Here is a 16,053-nt window from a genome sequence, read left to right on the forward strand (position 1 = left end):
CACTATTCACTGTGGTTAATGCCATTGTAAAGGTTCATGGCATCATCCTGTCTGTCATCTATTAATAATTCAACAGCCTTTGCTGCGTCTTCTATTTCTAGATCTAATATTTTTTGTTCTTCTTGTGTAAAATTACTTAACACAAAGTCCGCCAGGTCCATTTGCGGAATTTTTTTCCCTACGGAAATCTTTACCCTTGGAAAGTCCTGTGAGTTTAGATGGTATATTATGGATTTCATTCCATTGTGACTTCCCGCCGAACCCTTTTGTTTTATTCTAATACTACCCCAAGGTATGTCGATGTCGTCAGTTATGACTATAATGTCTCGTGGGGAAATGTCATAGTAATTTGCACAGTCTAACACGGCCATTCCCGAATTGTTCATGTAGGTAAGTGGCTTCATAAGTATTACCTTCTGCCTTCCAATGCGTCCTTCGCCAATGCCCGCCCTAAACTTTTCTCTGTTTATGTCGATACTATTTCTCTTTGACAGTTCGTCAATTGTCATAAAACCGACATTATGTCTATTCTTTAAATATTTTTGTCCTGGATTTCCCAGTCCTACTACTAATTTCAATTACTTCTTTTTATTCCTTTCCTCATGTCTCTTAACCCATCCTGGGATATTTGCCTGTTGGCCCCTTTCAATGGATAGGTCGCCACTAGAAACATCCTTTGTTATTGTTGATCCAGCAGCAATGAATCCCTTTTCTCCGATGTTAACTGGAGCAACTATATTTGCATTTGAGCCTATAAATGCTTTGTCTTCTATCTTTGAACGATGTTTATTAATTCCATCGTAGTTTACAAATATTGCACCACAGCCTATATTAATATGTTCTCCCAAGTCTGCATCTCCCACATATGCCAAGTGGCCCGCCTTTGTAAAGTTACCTACAGTTGCATTTTTAACTTCCACAAAGTTTCCAATGTGAACATGCTTTCCAAGTTTTGAATTTGGTCTAAGATGTGCATATGGGCCAATGTCTGTGCCCTCTCCCACATGGCTTTTTTCTATAACGGAAGATTTTATAATTACACCGTCTTCGATGGTACTGTCGCAAATTGTACTGTCACCAATTATTACACAGTCTTCACCTATGGTAGTGTCCCCCATAATCTTTGCGCCAGAATGAATAATGGTGTCTCTACCGATTTTCACTCCATCTTCTATAAAGATATTTGAAGGGTTTTCAAGTACAACGCCCTCTAGCATATACTTTTCATTTATTCGTTTTCTTAAAACCTCTTCCGCCTCTGAAAGTTGAAGCTTTGAATTTATTCCATGAACTTCCTCTTCATCAGGGATTTGGAAAGTTAAAATCTTTTCTCCATCCTCTCTAATGATTTGGAAGATGTCTGTTAAATAAAGCTCTCCTTGGTCGTTGTCGCTATCGAGCTTTGAAACGGCATTTTTTAAAGCAGCTCCATTTACAATCATATTAGCAGAATTGTATTCTTTTATTTTTAGTTGTTCCTCTGTACAGTCCCTATGCTCAACTATCTTTAAGAAATATCCTTCTTCGTCTTTGATTATTCTGCCCAATCCCGTAGGATCTTCTGCAACGGCTGTTAGTACTGTTGCCACAGATTTCTTTTCATTATGGTAGTCCATAAAGTTTTTCAAAGTCTCTCCCCTTATTAGTGGAGCGTCCCCTGTAAGGATTAGAACAGAATCGTCATCTGAAACTTCATCTAGTGCAAGACTTACTGCATAGCCCGTTCCATATGGAAACTCTGGACCAATTTTTTGTTCCTTAATCACAAGTTCTTGGTCTTTGAAAAGCTCTTCTAAATCATTTTTGTTTTTTCCCGCAATAAGTACTTTCTTTTTTACATCGCACTCATCACATGCGTCCATAACATATTTTATCATCGGCTTATTAATAAGTTTGTGAAGCACCTTTGAATGTTTTGATTTCATTCTAGTGCCTTCACCTGCTGCCAATATTATTGAAATATTCAAAATATTACCTCCATAATTCAATTCATATTAATAATATATTTATTTCGATGAATTGTCCACCTGAAACCTCATGTTTAATACAATTACTACTTATTTTACCCTTTTAAACTTTAATGAAAATTAAAAAGGCAGGTTGCCCTGCCCTATCTTCTTATAAGATATTTGATTAATTTGTATAAAAATCTTAAAAACATCAATAATAGTACTGCCGTTACGCCGTAAATAATATACTTTGTGCTTTTAACGGAGCTATCAACTTCCACTTTCTTCACAACTACTTTCTTTTCGCTGTCAATCTCTTCATCTTCTTCAGGCACCCTTACACAGTTTACAAGAAGTCTCTTTGGACTTGGTGGTCTCTTTGGTTCACAGGTTAAAAGAGTTAGCATATCCACATTGTCCACTGGCTTTAGTTTCTCCCATTCGTATGGAAAGATTATTTCGCTACTGTCCACCACATAGTCAAGTACCTTGTCACCTCTATACACATACACATGGTCCCCCTTCTCCAAGAGGTCAAGGTGAAAGAACATCAAGTCCTTGTAGTAACCACGGTGGCCTGCAATAACTGAACGTCCCTTTTCTCCCACTGGAAGATGTGTTCCATCTATATGCGCCGCTCCCTTAGCAAGATGTCTAACGGAGGCGTCCAAGTATATGGGCATCTTTATATCCAGTTTTGGTATCTCTATGAATCCAAACTCCTTATCGGGATTATTTTTATAAATTGAGTACTGCCTCTCATAGTCCTCGTCTGAGAATGGATCCACAAAGTTAATCTCTTCGTTATCGATATTCTTATTATATTTTTCTATGTTTTTTTCTATTTTATCATCTTCTTTAACTGAGGTTTGAATATATTTTTTTAATTCCTGGGACTTTGTAATCTCCGTGTAACTCATGTTTAAAAAGTTCGATAGAGGAAGTCCTATTCCCACTAGGATTAAAATATATCCAAATATTTTTCTCTTACTTATCTTCATCTTTACTTATTTCACCTATTTTTTTATTAAGAAGCTTCACTTCTTTCTTTAAGAATATAAATATTGCAAGAAGCACTATTGTTATTGGCACAGAGAACATCAAGTAATCTTTATATTTTACAAATGAAGTCACGTCTGAACCCGGTCCAAGTATTTGAGGATTATAAGGTATTCTATGACCTCTAACAAGTAGCCTATGTGAATTTATCATGTATGGCGTACAAGTTAGTAGCGTCGCATAGTCCTGCCCTTCTACAACAAGTACATCTTCAAAGTCAGAAGGTTCTACAACCTTTATCTGATCCACTTCATATGCCAAAACACCTTCGATGTTATGAATATAAAATTGATCCTTTTTCTTTAGTTTGTTTAAGTCTGTAAATAGTTTTGCAGTAGGAAGTCCCCTATGGGCAGTGATGACGGTGTGAGTACTTGCTCCACCAACTGGAAGGGACGTGCCCTCTAAGTGACCAGCGCCCTTTTGAAGAATTGACTCTGAAGTTCCTGCATAGACGGGAATATCCTGATTTATTGCAGGTATTTCAATATGGCCTATCTTTTCTTCAATTTCAAGCATCCTCGCATATTCTTTTATCCCCTCTTTTTCCTTTTCGGTGTAGGGGTCTGCAAGCTTTGAAGGGTCTAGGGTCTGATTATATGCCCTTGCAAGTTCAATCCTTTTTAAAATCTCTTCACTTGGTAATTCCTTTGCCTTCTTGTCGAAACTTGCAACCTCTTTCCCACTTTCAACTCTATAGTACATTCTAGATATGATTGGATAGAGCATAATTGCAAAGCCCAATATAAAGACTATGATAAAGGGAAGCTTTTTAGTTTTCTTTTTCTTCATCACTGGCTACCCCCATGTTTAGACTTTATATCTTTTAAAGTTAGCATTAATTTTTTTCTCTTGTTAAAGTACTTAACATCTAAGTAGATTAAAACAACTATAAGGGCAATATCTACAAAGAATCCATACTTATATAGAAGACCAATTCTACCAGTTTTTTGCATTTCTGCTGCATCAGCTGGATTGTATTCAATTCTATGTCCCCTCACAAGAAGTCTGTGAGTGTTTATCATTATAGGCGTACAAGTTAAAAGGGTTGCATAGTCTTCTCCCTTAACTATTAACAAATCTTCAAACTGACTTGGTTCAACTATTTTTATTTGGTCTACCTCGTAGGCAAGAGTCTGTTCCAAGTTATGTATGAAGAATTTATCTCCTATTTTTAATTGTGATAAATCTGTGAATAGCCTTGCTGTAGGAAGACCTGAGTGGGCTGTTATAACTGTGTGAGTGTCAAGACCTCCTATGGGAAGTGAAGTTCCTTCCAAGTGGCCCGCGCCCTTTTGAAGAACCTCTTCTGCCGTTCCTGCATACACGGGAATGTCCACGTCTATAACGGGAACTTGAACGTGACCAATCTTTTCGTGAAGCTCTAGCATCTTGGCATAATTTTTCACCCCTTCTTCCTGTTTCTCTTTTTCGTAGGGGTCTTCTGTTATAACATTATTTAATTTGTCATTATATCCCTTTGCAAGTTCAATTCTTCTTTTTATTTCTTCATCGTCGAGTTTTTTCTTTTCGTCATCGAAGTTTCTAACTTGTTGATCCGCCTGAACCCTATAATAAAGTCTAGAAACCTGTGGATATAACAAAATTAAAAATCCCACTATGAAAATAAGGACAAAGGGAAGCTGACTCCTCTTTTTCTTTTTAGTTTTCTTTTCCATTTTTCTCCAATTCAGTCCAATAATTAGGAAAAGAGTGCTATATGCACTCCCTAATTATTCCTTAATCAATTTTTTACCGATGTAGAATAGCAAAGCTCCTGCAAGTATCATAACTATTAGAGTTATATCTCCTGTCTTCGGAACTTTAATCTTTTTCTTTTTTTCTTTCTTTTCGGTTTCCTTCGGTGTTGTTTCCTTAGGCGTAGTTTCTTCCTTGTTGTTCTTTATAACAATTTCAAACTTATCCGATTCTTCAGAGATTTCAAACTTAATAGTTTCTGATAGCACTTTGTAACCTTCTGGAGGTATTATCTCTTTTAGATAATAAGTTCCATAAGGTAAACCTTCCACCACAAACTTTCCTTTACTGTCAGATTTTACAATGTATGGCTTGCCATTCACTAAATAATCTTCATAGTAGTCGCCCTTTTTAACGTTGACTTTGAAAACCGCATTCTTTAAAGGGTTTTCTCCATCGCCGTCAACCTTTAAGAAATGATATTCTCCTGTAGGCTCTGTAGGCTTTGTGGGTTCTGTAGGTTCTGTGGGCTTTTTAATCTCAACTTTCGTTTCGATTATATCATCATCCATTGGAATAAATATAAAAAAGGGAGCTGTTTTTTCTTTTTTATCTCCTACTTCTCTTACATAGTAGGTTCCCTTTTCAAGATTTTTTACAACTATCTTACCGTTCTCGTCAGACTTATCAGTTGTAAAATTCACTTCGTACTTTTTGCCTAAATCACTATCTTCAATCTCTCCAAGTTCTTTTAACTTTTTAGTTAAATCTTCCTTTATCTTTTCATCAGATATCTTCCAAAGCTTAAGTTGTCTATCTTTAAGCTCTCTTTCAGTAGGACCTTTTTTAAGATGAATTTCGATTTGATTTGAAGCCTGTACAAAAGATGCGGATGAAATTATAAGTAAGAATGATGCCATTAGAATGAACAAGAACCTTTTACTTACATTTCTCATTTCTATCTCCTAAAAATATTACGTTGACAATTGCTATAATTAATTTCTATTTAATTCATATTTTAATTCATTTCACGTTTAAATGCAATGAATATTTGAAAAAATTCAGGTTTTTTGTCAGTTTTTCCTAATTTTTTAAAATATCCATCTCTAATTGTTACAAAATTTCAACAAATCGCTTTTTAAAGCTTCTTTCCTTTAATCTCAACGTCCTATTATGATATAATACTCTTGTTTAGGGGGAAAATATGTTTAATTTTGATTATAAAGATAAAAATATAAAAAAAGTTCACTTTATCGGCATCGGTGGAATTTCCATGAGCGGTATTGCGCAGCTTTTAAATTTTCATGGCTATGAAGTTTCGGGATCTGACAGAGATGACTCTGAAACCTTGGATAATTTAAGAAGCCTCGGTGTAAAGGTTCATGTTGGGCAAAGAAAAGAAAATATTGAAGACCCAAACCTAGTTATCTACACCGACGCCATACTAGATGACAATGAAGAACTTGTTCGTGCGAGACAGCTTTCCTGCCCTGTGGTATCAAGGGGAGTTTTTCTAGGCGCACTTATGAAAAATTATAAATACTCCATGGGTATTTCAGGTTCCCATGGCAAGTCCACTACCACAAGTATGATTTCAAAAATACTTGTTGAGGCGGATGTGGATCCGTCCATACTACTTGGTGGTAAGCTAGATGAAATTCAAGGCAATATGCACAATGGCAAGAGCGAATACTTTTTAACTGAAGCCTGTGAGTTCAAGGGAAATATTTTATACTACTACCCTTCCCTTGCAGTGATTTTAAATATTGACGAAGACCATTTAGACTACTACAAAGACATAAACCACATTGTTAGTACCTTTATTGGCTACATGAAAAATCTTTCAGAGGACTCAAAGGCAATTATAAATATTGACGACGAAAACTGCCTTCCACTGTTGGAACATATAAAGGGCGACATTATTACCTTCGGAGTTGAAAACGAAAAGGCGACATATAATATAACCGATGTAGACTTTGACGAAGTTGGCCATCCTTCCTTTAACATAACAAGTGATAGAAATGGCTTTGGACGCCATCACTTCAACTTAGGCATTATTGGAAGATATAATATTTATAACGCAGCAGCTGCTATAATAACTTCATTTGAAACAGGTATAGACATAGAACATATTAAAAATTCAATTTCAAACTACCACAACCTTCACAGGAGAATGGAAGTTGTGGGAGAGTACAACGGTGCCATGATTATGACCGACTATGGACACCACCCAACAGAGATAAATGCTACAATGTCTGCACTGGGAGAACATAAGAAGGGCCGCCTTATCTGCGCCTTCCAACCTCACACCTACAGCAGGACAAAGCATTTGTTAAATGACTTCGCAAATTCATTCAATGACTGTGACGAGGTTATTGTAACTGAAATTTTTGCCGCAAGGGAAAAGTTTGATCCATCTATTCACTCAATCGACTTGGTGGAAAAGCTTAGAGAAAATGGAGTAAATGCCATCTATATAAAAACATTTGAAGAGGCATGCAAATATATTCGTGAAAATGTAAAAGAAGAGGACACTGTTATTACTACGGGATGTGGTAATCCAGATGTACTTGCAAAAATGATAGTAAAGTAGAGGTTAATTATGATTTATTTGAATTGCGATTATGCAGGTGGTGTTCATCCGAACATTCTTAAGAGATTTATGGAAACAAATGATGAAACTTCTGGAGTATATGGCTTTGACCACTACTCAGAAGAGGCGAAAAATAAGATTAAAGAGCTTTGTAACAACGAAGACCTGGATATCTTTTTTATTTCCGGTGGTACTCAAACAAATGTTGTTGCCATATCTGCAACTATAAAGCACTATCAAGCTGTTATATCATGTGACACTGGACACATTAACACTCATGAATGTGGCGCCGTTGAAAATACGGGACATAAAATTGTAACCCTTCCTAACAGAAATGGAAAACTTTGGGCAAAGGACATTGCAAAACTAATTGACGCTCACCATGTTCAAGGTATGGCAAGAATTCATGACGTTCAGCCGAGAATGGTATATCTATCTAACTCAACTGAGTTTGGAACCATCTACACAAGAAAAGAGATTGAAGAAATTTACCAAGTTTGTCAACAACATGGACTTTACTTATACATTGACGGTGCAAGACTGGGATACGCCCTTACTGCTGAAAATAACGACATAGATTTAGAATTTTTAGCAAGTCACTGTGACCTGTTCTACATTGGTGGAACGAAGATCGGAGCAATGTTTGGAGAAGCACTTGTGGTTGTGAACCCTGAAATAAGAAAGGACTTCCAATACAATTTGAAACTAAGGGGAGCTCTTCTTGCTAAGGGAAGGATGCTTGGAATTCAATTCTTAGAGCTATTCACAGACAATCTTTACTTTGACATTGCAAGAAATGCAAACAATCTTTCTACAAAACTTAGAAAGGCCCTAGTTGAAAAGGGATATGAACTAACTGTAAACTCTCCTACAAATCTAACTTTTGTAGTTATGAGCGACGAAAAATTAATGGAACTTTCTCAAGACTTCGCATTTGAAGTTATAAGCCGTCACGATGATTACTCAAAGGTTGTAAGAATTGCAACTGGTTGGGACACAAAGGAAGAAGACATTGACGCATTGATTGAAAGATTATAATAAAAGACACTCAGTTTTTACTGAGTGTTTTTTTATATCTTCAATTGTTCAACCTTAATATTATTTCTCTCTATAAGTTCCATTGCGTACTCGTCTATCCTATAGCCCTCTTCATAGTATATTTCAGAGATGCCCGCTTGAATTAACGCCTTTGTACAGTTTAGACATGGGAAGTGGGTAACATAGCACCTACATCCACCTACTTTAATTCCTTCCTTTGCGCAGTATAATAATGCATTCATCTCCGCATGGATTGTTGCAATACAGTGGCCGTCCCTCATGGTGTGACCAACTTCATCGCAATGTGGGTTTCCCGCAACGGAACCATTGTATCCAGTTGAAACTATTCTATTATCTTTATTTACCAACACACATCCCACATAGGCCCTGTCGCAAGTGCCCCTAGTAGCTACCATCTTAGCTAAATTCATAAAATATTCATTCCAAGAAACTCTCATAATCCCACTCCTTTTTTATATTGTATCATTTTATTACAAAAGTAAAAGATTGTTATGAATAATAATAAAATTTCCTTACATTTTAAAAATCTGTTATAATTTTTTTATGGAGGAATTATGAAGAAATTATTTATGATTATTCTTCTTGCAATAGTCTTTGTTTCCTGTAAAGGAAATGATAGTTTAAGTGAGTTAAAGGAAATAAAGATTGATCTTTCAAAAAATCCAAAACTTGAAAGCTTAATCAACGATATAAATAAAGATGATAACCACTCCGCCCTTATTTTAAATAAGGATAATTTTCTTTTCGTTTATAATAACCCCAATTCAAAGGTGAAGGATTATAAACTTAAAATTAATGAAGGAGAGCTTTACATAAACTTGGAAGATGAAGTTGCACATAACGAGCCTCTGCGATTTTATGAAGTTGCGGGAGGATCTCACACAGAAGAATACCTAAAAAAATATTCCTTTCCTAAAAAGATTCACATCTTAAAAAACGGAAAGGACTTAGAAGTTGTCTACTTTGAAAATGTAGAAGTAAAGTAGTATGTGGGGAAATCCAACATACTACTTTTTAAATTTCAATTCCACCATTAAAATAATATGAAAGCGCCACATATATTATTGGCTGGTGAATTATATAGAAGAAAAGTCTGTTTCGTCCAATAAATGTAATTGGGTCAAAGGACTTTTTCTTTTTTTGTGGCTTAAAGCTCAGGTAAATCTTTCCTAAAAAGTAACCTCCAATTAATAAAAATATCCACGGAAGTATCGGATAGTAATCCGCTGAACTAAAATTCTCCCCAGGAAAGCCTAGAAAGAAAAGGTATTTTAGTTCGTATAGCTTTTGTGGTAGATGAACTGCTCCTGTAGGAAAGTTTAAGTATCCACTTGTTACGGGCCAAAACACATAGAATCCAAACATGGATAGTATAAACCCTAAATAGCCGTTGATGTACTTTAGAATAAGCACTAAAAAAACCATTATTAGAGTACCAAAGGCAAAGAAGTGAATTATTCCAAAAACTATAAATTCATCGGGCATAAATAGATAGGTCAGTATAGAAATTGCCACTGCCACCACGGAAAGCTTTACAATTTTAAATATATATCTACTTGAAAAGTGTAGTGTCATTCCCGAGATGGTCATAAATAAAAATACTGAAACAAGTCTTCCATACTCCATCCACTGGGATGGAAAGAAATTAATATCTCGATTAAAAATAAATTTCAAATCGTATGCAAAGTGGAAAAACATTATAAATAGCATGGCAAGTCCTGCAACAAAATCTATTCCATTGTATCTTCCTTTTTTCTCTACTTTTTTATCCATAGCTTCTCCTATAGTAGTGGTGCAAATATTCTTAATACAGAGCCGGCTATCTTAACAGCTAAAAGTCTATCATTCATCTCTTGTAATGTCTTCCTTTGTGAAACTTCCATGGTTTCTATAAAGTCGTCTCTTATATCTTTTATAATCGGTGAGTCGAAGAACCAAATTCCATTTTCAAAGTGAAGATATAGTGAACGGAAATCTACATTTATGGTACTTACAACTGCCACATTGTCATCGGACACAATATTTTTTGCATGTATAAATCCCGGTTTGTATTCATATATCTTAACTCCCGCCTCAAGTAGTGGCTCATAGTAGGACCTTGTTACCATAAACACCATCTTCTTATCCGCAATGTATGGTGTGATAATTCTAACGTCTATTCCACCCTTAGCCGCATTTGTTAGCGCCGTTAACATCTCTGATGAAAGTATTAGATATGGTGTGGTTATATACACATATTTTTTTGCCCTGTAAATTATGTTTAGGTATGTGTTTTCTCCCACTGGCTCCTTGTCCCTAGGTGCATCTGCAAATGGTTGAACAAAACCTTTGTCTTCCACAAAGCCTTCCTCTTTAAAAAAGTCTTTTGGAAGATAGTCGTTGAAGTTTAAAAACTCATCGCTTAGCGAGTTCCACATGGATAGAAAAAACACTGTCAAGGACCACACGGCCTGTCCTTCAATCCTTACTCCAGAGTCCCTCCAGTGACCAAATCGAACAATTTTATTGATATATTCATCCGCCAGGTTTAGTCCTCCAGTGTATCCAATTTTTCCATCAATAACTGCAATCTTCCTATGGTTTCTGTTGTTGTGTTGAGGCAGTACTATATATTTTATAGGATTGAATACTTGATACTTTATTCCTGAAGCCCTTAGCCTATCTCCAAAGTCTCTTCCCATTTTGTTCATACAGCCGAAGTCGTCATAGATAAGCCTTACGTCCACGCCTTCTTCAATCTTTTGTTTCAATAGGGATACTAAAGTGTCCCACACATAGCCTTTGTCAATTATAAAGTACTCTAAAAAAATAAATGACTTTGCATTCTTTATGTCTTCAATTAAATCTTCAAAGTAAAGTTCTCCAAGTGGATAATACTTTGACTTTGTGTTTCTATACACTGGACAGCTTGCATAGCGTTCCAAATACCTACTTTGTAAATAGGCGTCGGGATTAGTTATTTCTTCCAATGTATTTTCTTCATTTGACATTAAAAAGTGAAATGAAGATGTTGTTGATGCCATTCCCTTCGATACACTCTCTGCAAATTTATTTTTTGCAAAGAATAGATATAGGAAAGAGCCAAAAAGTGGCAAGGTAAGTATTGGTATTATCCATGTTATCTTGTAATCAGGGTTGGTGTCTTTATTTATAAGCACAACCATTAACACAACGGAAAGTACAAATGATACAACATAAAACCATATAAAATTCTCTTTTAGAATTATGAACATCTCAACGATGAGTACCAATTGTATCAAGAATATTATCACCATTGGGAAAGCTCTTGAAGTAACTATTTTAAGTAATTTTTTCATTTCTTCGCCTTACCTCTAACTTCTTCCACATCTATTTTAAAAACTGAAGTTCTGTCTATTGCATTTCTATTGTATCGAAAGCCGTCATCTAAATGAAAACTATCACAAAGAACTTCTAATGCCCTCTCTTTTTCATCATACTCTTTTATTTCGTGAACAAGTCCATTTCCTATTACGCTGGAGTAGTTCATGGTGCAGTAGCCCCTTTCCATGTCCGTAACAAGTTCTAGGTCTGTGTCTGCTTCAAAGGAAACAAATGCATCTTCTTTTATATAATCATATTTTGTCCCCGTGGTGGCTCCGTGAAAATAGAGTATTATCTTTTCATCTTTATACTCCACTCCCGTATTCACAGGAAGTATGTACGGCGATTTTTTTCCATTAAAAGCAAGTATGGTCCTATCGGATCTTTTAAGAATATCCACTATTTCATTTATGTCTTTTACCTCTCTATCCTTTTTTCTCATAATACTCCTCCAATAATTACTTTACTTAACTATAACACAGGGATTAAAAGAATAATAGAATTTTTTTATAAAAAGTCTTGCATTTTTTTTATTTCATTATATAATCACTAGGTACAGTAAAGGAGAGAGAAATGAAAAAAATATTTAGCATAAGATTATTACTTGGATGTAAAGTGGATTCAAGGGAAGTTTTTGAAGAGGCTTTACTGCTGGTTAAATTAAATAATATTGATGATATACAGGAGATAATTACTGCATATATGAATGATTTAGAAGAAGAGAACGACAACAAAATCTTCAAATTAATTTCTCTTCTAGACTATTATGAAGTAACCGACGAAATAGAATTTTCTGTTCCATATCTTCAAATTTATTCAAGATTTATCGGCGAAGAAGAGCTTGAACTATATCCAGAATTCAATTAAAAAATTATAATAAAAACGGTGTGACGAAAATATCTGTCACACCGTTTTTTTTATTCTTTTGAACCAGTTTCAGTTGGTTTTTCTCCACCTTTTTCAGAGTTTGACTTTCCAGTTTCGTTTTCACTTGCCTTTGCCTTGTCGCCGGTAACATTTGGTGGGTTTTTAATTGGATTTACAAATGGTGACATTGTAACTTCACCTGTAAGAACATTTACATCTTTTTCTTCAATCTTACCAATATGTCTAATGGCAACTTCGTCCTTTTCTTTAAACAAGTCTACTGAAGCCGCTGAACCGTCTTTGTTTATTGGTTGGTAGTTTTCATCAGTTGTGTACTCATAGGTCTTTCCTCTAAATTTTTCGGGACTTTCTTCAAGTGCCTTTAGTACAAATTTAGTTTGTTCTCCAACTTTTTCCATAGATTCAATTTCCGCAAAGAAAACTGATGTCATCTTTTGTCTTTCTTCCGCCTCTTTTTCTCTCTTAGCATTGTCAAAGGCTCCAAACACTGAAATACCGATGATTAATGCAAAAATAACCGTAAAAAATTTCTTCATCTTTTCCTCCATAATAGCTTTATTAAATTCAAATAGCTTTGAATTTTAAACATAATTTATTTTACAGATTTCTCCTTTAATCAGGCTTAAAATATTAATCTTCCAAATAGGCCTTAGCTCCCTTTATTCCATCAACGGCGGAGCTCATTATGCCTCCAGCATACCCTGCACCTTCTCCAAGTGGATAAAGCCCTTTGGTGTTTATGGAAATAAAACTCTCCTTGTCCCTTACAATTCTAATTGGAGATGAAGTTCTGGTTTCAACTCCCGTTAAAACTGCATCTTTAAGTGAAAAGCCTTCAAGCTTTTTATTTAAGTTTATTATCGCTTCCTTTATTGCCTCATTAATTTCATCTGAATAGATTTCATTTAAATCTTTAAACACAGTTCCCGGCTTATATGTTGGAAAAACCCTTTTAAAATCGGTGGAAGTTCTGTTTTCAATATAATCTCCTACAAGTTGCACTGGAGCAAAGTAATTTTCTCCCATATTAAATGCAACTTCTTCAATTTTTTCTTGATATTCCATTCCAGAAAGAATTCCTTCTCCATAGTCCTCTTCATTTATATTTGTGATTATGGCAGAGTTTGCATTTTCAAGATTTCTGCTGTGGTAGCTCATTCCATTTACACATAGCCTATGCTCTTCAGAGCACGCCGAGATAACTCTACCTCCTGGGCACATGCAAAATGTATACACACCTCTACCCTTCTCTGTCCTATAGGTAAGCTGGTACTCCGCCTGTGGTAGAATAGGGTTTTCGAACTGGTCCCCATATTGGGCCTTATTTATAAGGGTTTGTGGATGTTCAATTCTAAATCCAACTGCAAATGGTTTCGCCTCCATGGAAACGCCCTTTTCATGTAACATTCTAAAGCTGTCTCTGGAAGAGTGGCCCAGTGCTAAAAATACACTGTCCGTTTCAAACTCTCCCTTATCTGTAGCAACGCCTTTAACTTTTCCATCTTCAATTATTATATCCGTCATCTTCGTGTTAAAGTGAACCTCGCCACCAAGAGAAATTATTTCACCTCTAATGGACTTTATAACTTCTTTTAAAATGTCCGTACCAATGTGTGGCTTTTGTAAAATTTTTATCTCTTCCGGCGCACCATGTTTTACAAACACATCTAACACTTCTCTTATAAGAGGATCCTGTGACCTGCAAGTTAGTTTGCCATCGGAAAAAGTTCCTGCGCCCCCTTCTCCAAATTGAACATTGGATCTTGTATTAAGGGGCTTGCCCTTCCAAAAGCTCTCCACCGACTCTGTTCTTTCGTCAATAGATTCTCCCATTTCAATAACAATTGGATTAAAACCGTATCTTGCCAGTGTTAGGGCTGCAAATATTCCACAGGGACCAAAGCCTACAATCACAGGTCTTTGCCCCTTTGTTCTTTTTACATCTACTTTAAATTCTTCCTTCACATACTCCCTAACCTCTCCATGGTTAAACTTGGAGAGGTTCTTTTTAGAAAGGTCTATGTCAACAATAACGGAGTACACAAATTGTATTTTATTTCTTCTTGCATCAATGGAACGTCTATAGATTTCGTATTCAAATCCATCGTACTTTATTTTTAATTTATTCTTTATCTTATCCCTTAAATTATCTAAGGGTTCATCAATACCAAGCTTTAAATTGTTTACAAAAATCATATTTCTCCTTTAAGTCCTGTGTCGTATCCCATGGACTCTAAAATTTCCACAGATCTCTTTCCAATTCCTAAGACTCTATTTCTCACATCCGCTGACACCGCCGATTCTAGTTTACCACCAGGTAAATAATCTTTGATGAAAGTTACTTTTCCTTGAATGACTCCACTGGATCTATCCATCCACACCCATGTTGGATATAGGTCAATGCCTTCAAGGGTTGTCACCTCTTCGTCTAGGTCTTTCTTTATCTTTAGGTTTGCAATAAGACCTGCTTCCACTTTATTTAGTCCATTGTATTCAAGTCTTTGTCCTGAAATTGAGTTACCCATGGAGTAAAATATATATTTTTTCACTCCATTTACATCCACTTCTTCTATTGGTTGCAGCACATGCGGATGGCTTCCCATTACAATGTCTGCACCCCATTCAAGTAATTTATGTCCATTGGTCTTTTGAAAATCTGTGGGACTGAATACATATTCCTCGCCCCAATGTGGAAACACAATTAAAAAGTCAACTTGCTCTTTTAGTTCCTTAACATCTTTTTCCATGGTTTCTGGATTCATAGGATTAATCATAACCTTTTGTTCTTCTGTAAGGATTGGATCAAGACCATTAAATCTTTGGGTGTATGCTAAAATTCCTATTTTAATATCGTTCTTTTCAACGATTAGATATGGCCTTTCGCCTATTTTAAAGGTTCCTGTGTGATATATTCCATTTGAGTTTAAGGCGTCAATGGTGTCAATAATTCCATCTACCTTAGAGTCTAAGCAGTGATTGTTTGCAGTTGTTAATATGTCAAAGCCTGCCTCTTTTAAATCTGTAATGGCCTTAGGCGGCGTATTGAACATTGGATAGTCCTCTAGCTTTCTCTTTGGTGTGGAAGTTGTTTCGTAATTTCCCGCCATTAAGTCAAAACTATTTATTAAATCCCCCACTTCGCGATAGAAAAATGTAGTATCGTAGTTTCCGTCAGCGTCAATATTTCGATGAAATGTCCATGGATGGTACATTATATCTCCAGTGACTCCAAGGGATAGCTCTGTGGTGCCTTTTTTCGCCTCTGTTTCTTCAATCTTCTCTTCACTGGCTTCAGTAGAGATATTACTTACTTTTATCTCACTGGAAGACTTTTCTCCTTCTTTAGGCATACATGAACTAATGCCAAAAAGGATTAAAAAGCAGAATAAAAATTTGATTGCTCTTTTCATTTTCTTCCTCCATAAAATATGTTCCCCTATATCTTATCAAATTATTGAGTATTAT

At 35.7% G+C, this 16,053-nt stretch carries 17 protein-coding genes; 4 read left to right on the plus strand and 13 right to left on the minus strand.

The genetic code is table 11. The annotated features are described in order from the left end of the window. Window positions 1-2 precede the first annotated feature (2 nt). The 6 genes from pth to L6651_RS05335 all read right to left on the minus strand — a co-directional run bounded on the left by pth (window position 3) and on the right by L6651_RS05335 (window position 5,662). The gene (gene pth, locus L6651_RS05310) at window positions 3-578 is read right to left on the minus strand and encodes an aminoacyl-tRNA hydrolase (RefSeq protein ID WP_237036956.1); all 576 of its coding nucleotides are present in this window, start codon (window positions 576-578) and stop codon (window positions 3-5) included. Continuing rightward, complete coding sequence (gene glmU, locus L6651_RS05315; protein ID WP_237036957.1) at window positions 579-1,967, minus strand: bifunctional UDP-N-acetylglucosamine diphosphorylase/glucosamine-1-phosphate N-acetyltransferase GlmU; 1,389 nt, start codon at window positions 1,965-1,967, stop codon at window positions 579-581. 143 nt (window positions 1,968-2,110) lie between these two features. Beyond that, the gene (locus L6651_RS05320; RefSeq protein WP_237036958.1) at window positions 2,111-2,950 is read right to left on the minus strand and encodes a class C sortase; all 840 of its coding nucleotides are present in this window, start codon (window positions 2,948-2,950) and stop codon (window positions 2,111-2,113) included. Continuing rightward, window positions 2,937-3,800 carry a class C sortase gene (locus L6651_RS05325; protein WP_237036959.1) on the minus strand — a complete coding sequence of 288 codons (864 nt, stop codon included), beginning with the start codon at window positions 3,798-3,800 and terminating at the stop codon, window positions 2,937-2,939. Before L6651_RS05325 ends, L6651_RS05320 begins: the two co-directional genes overlap by 14 nt. Further along, window positions 3,800-4,687 carry a class C sortase gene (locus L6651_RS05330; protein ID WP_237036960.1) on the minus strand — a complete coding sequence of 296 codons (888 nt, stop codon included), beginning with the start codon at window positions 4,685-4,687 and terminating at the stop codon, window positions 3,800-3,802. Before L6651_RS05330 ends, L6651_RS05325 begins: the two co-directional genes overlap by 1 nt. A 54-nt stretch (window positions 4,688-4,741) precedes the next feature. Next, window positions 4,742-5,662 (minus strand): MSCRAMM family protein, encoded by a 921-nt coding sequence (locus L6651_RS05335; protein WP_237036961.1) that lies wholly within the window; start codon window positions 5,660-5,662, stop codon window positions 4,742-4,744. 248 nt (window positions 5,663-5,910) lie between these two features. Between L6651_RS05335 and murC the strand changes: the two genes are divergently transcribed. Together murC and L6651_RS05345 are read left to right on the plus strand one after the other, a co-directional pair. Continuing rightward, entirely contained in the window at window positions 5,911-7,299 is a 1,389-nt protein-coding gene (gene murC, locus L6651_RS05340; protein ID WP_237036962.1) for a UDP-N-acetylmuramate--L-alanine ligase, read from the plus strand. Window positions 7,300-7,308: 9 nt separating this feature from the next. Further along, window positions 7,309-8,337, plus strand: a complete 1,029-nt coding sequence (locus tag L6651_RS05345) for a threonine aldolase family protein (protein WP_237036963.1) — start codon at window positions 7,309-7,311, stop codon at window positions 8,335-8,337. Window positions 8,338-8,369: 32 nt separating this feature from the next. Here the strand turns inward: L6651_RS05345 and L6651_RS05350 are convergent, their stop codons facing one another. Further along, on the minus strand, window positions 8,370-8,795 hold the full coding sequence (locus L6651_RS05350; RefSeq protein WP_237036964.1) for a deoxycytidylate deaminase: 426 nt from the start codon (window positions 8,793-8,795) through the stop codon (window positions 8,370-8,372). 117 nt (window positions 8,796-8,912) lie between these two features. Between L6651_RS05350 and L6651_RS05355 the strand changes: the two genes are divergently transcribed. After that, window positions 8,913-9,344 carry a hypothetical protein gene (locus L6651_RS05355; protein WP_237036965.1) on the plus strand — a complete coding sequence of 144 codons (432 nt, stop codon included), beginning with the start codon at window positions 8,913-8,915 and terminating at the stop codon, window positions 9,342-9,344. 28 nt (window positions 9,345-9,372) lie between these two features. Here the strand turns inward: L6651_RS05355 and L6651_RS05360 are convergent, their stop codons facing one another. The 3 genes from L6651_RS05360 to L6651_RS05370 are packed head-to-tail and all read right to left on the minus strand — an operon-like array spanning window position 9,373 to window position 12,142. Beyond that, entirely contained in the window at window positions 9,373-10,131 is a 759-nt protein-coding gene (locus L6651_RS05360) for a heparan-alpha-glucosaminide N-acetyltransferase (protein WP_237036966.1), read from the minus strand. Between the two features lie 8 nt (window positions 10,132-10,139). Further along, window positions 10,140-11,675, minus strand: coding sequence for a cardiolipin synthase (gene cls / locus L6651_RS05365; protein WP_237036967.1), 1,536 nt, complete (start codon window positions 11,673-11,675; stop codon window positions 10,140-10,142). Beyond that, window positions 11,672-12,142, minus strand: coding sequence for a pyridoxamine 5'-phosphate oxidase family protein (locus tag L6651_RS05370; protein ID WP_237036968.1), 471 nt, complete (start codon window positions 12,140-12,142; stop codon window positions 11,672-11,674). The genes cls and L6651_RS05370 overlap by 4 nt, the downstream gene beginning before the upstream one ends. Before the next feature lie 131 nt (window positions 12,143-12,273). Between L6651_RS05370 and L6651_RS05375 the strand changes: the two genes are divergently transcribed. After that, window positions 12,274-12,567: a hypothetical protein gene (locus L6651_RS05375; RefSeq protein WP_237036969.1), complete on the plus strand. Its 294-nt coding sequence runs from the start codon at window positions 12,274-12,276 to the stop codon at window positions 12,565-12,567. 50 nt (window positions 12,568-12,617) lie between these two features. Here the strand turns inward: L6651_RS05375 and L6651_RS05380 are convergent, their stop codons facing one another. From L6651_RS05380 to L6651_RS05390, 3 genes are all read right to left on the minus strand, one after another. Continuing rightward, window positions 12,618-13,124, minus strand: a complete 507-nt coding sequence (locus L6651_RS05380; protein ID WP_237036970.1) for a hypothetical protein — start codon at window positions 13,122-13,124, stop codon at window positions 12,618-12,620. Between the two features lie 94 nt (window positions 13,125-13,218). Continuing rightward, complete coding sequence (locus L6651_RS05385; protein ID WP_237036971.1) at window positions 13,219-14,784, minus strand: NAD(P)/FAD-dependent oxidoreductase; 1,566 nt, start codon at window positions 14,782-14,784, stop codon at window positions 13,219-13,221. Continuing rightward, window positions 14,781-15,998 carry a CapA family protein gene (locus L6651_RS05390; RefSeq protein ID WP_237036972.1) on the minus strand — a complete coding sequence of 406 codons (1,218 nt, stop codon included), beginning with the start codon at window positions 15,996-15,998 and terminating at the stop codon, window positions 14,781-14,783. Before L6651_RS05390 ends, L6651_RS05385 begins: the two co-directional genes overlap by 4 nt. Between the last annotated feature and the right edge of the window lie 55 nt (window positions 15,999-16,053).

This window comes from Mediannikoviicoccus vaginalis (assembly GCF_928097925.1).
Taxonomy (GTDB): Bacteria; Bacillota; Clostridia; order Tissierellales; family Peptoniphilaceae; genus Mediannikoviicoccus; species Mediannikoviicoccus vaginalis.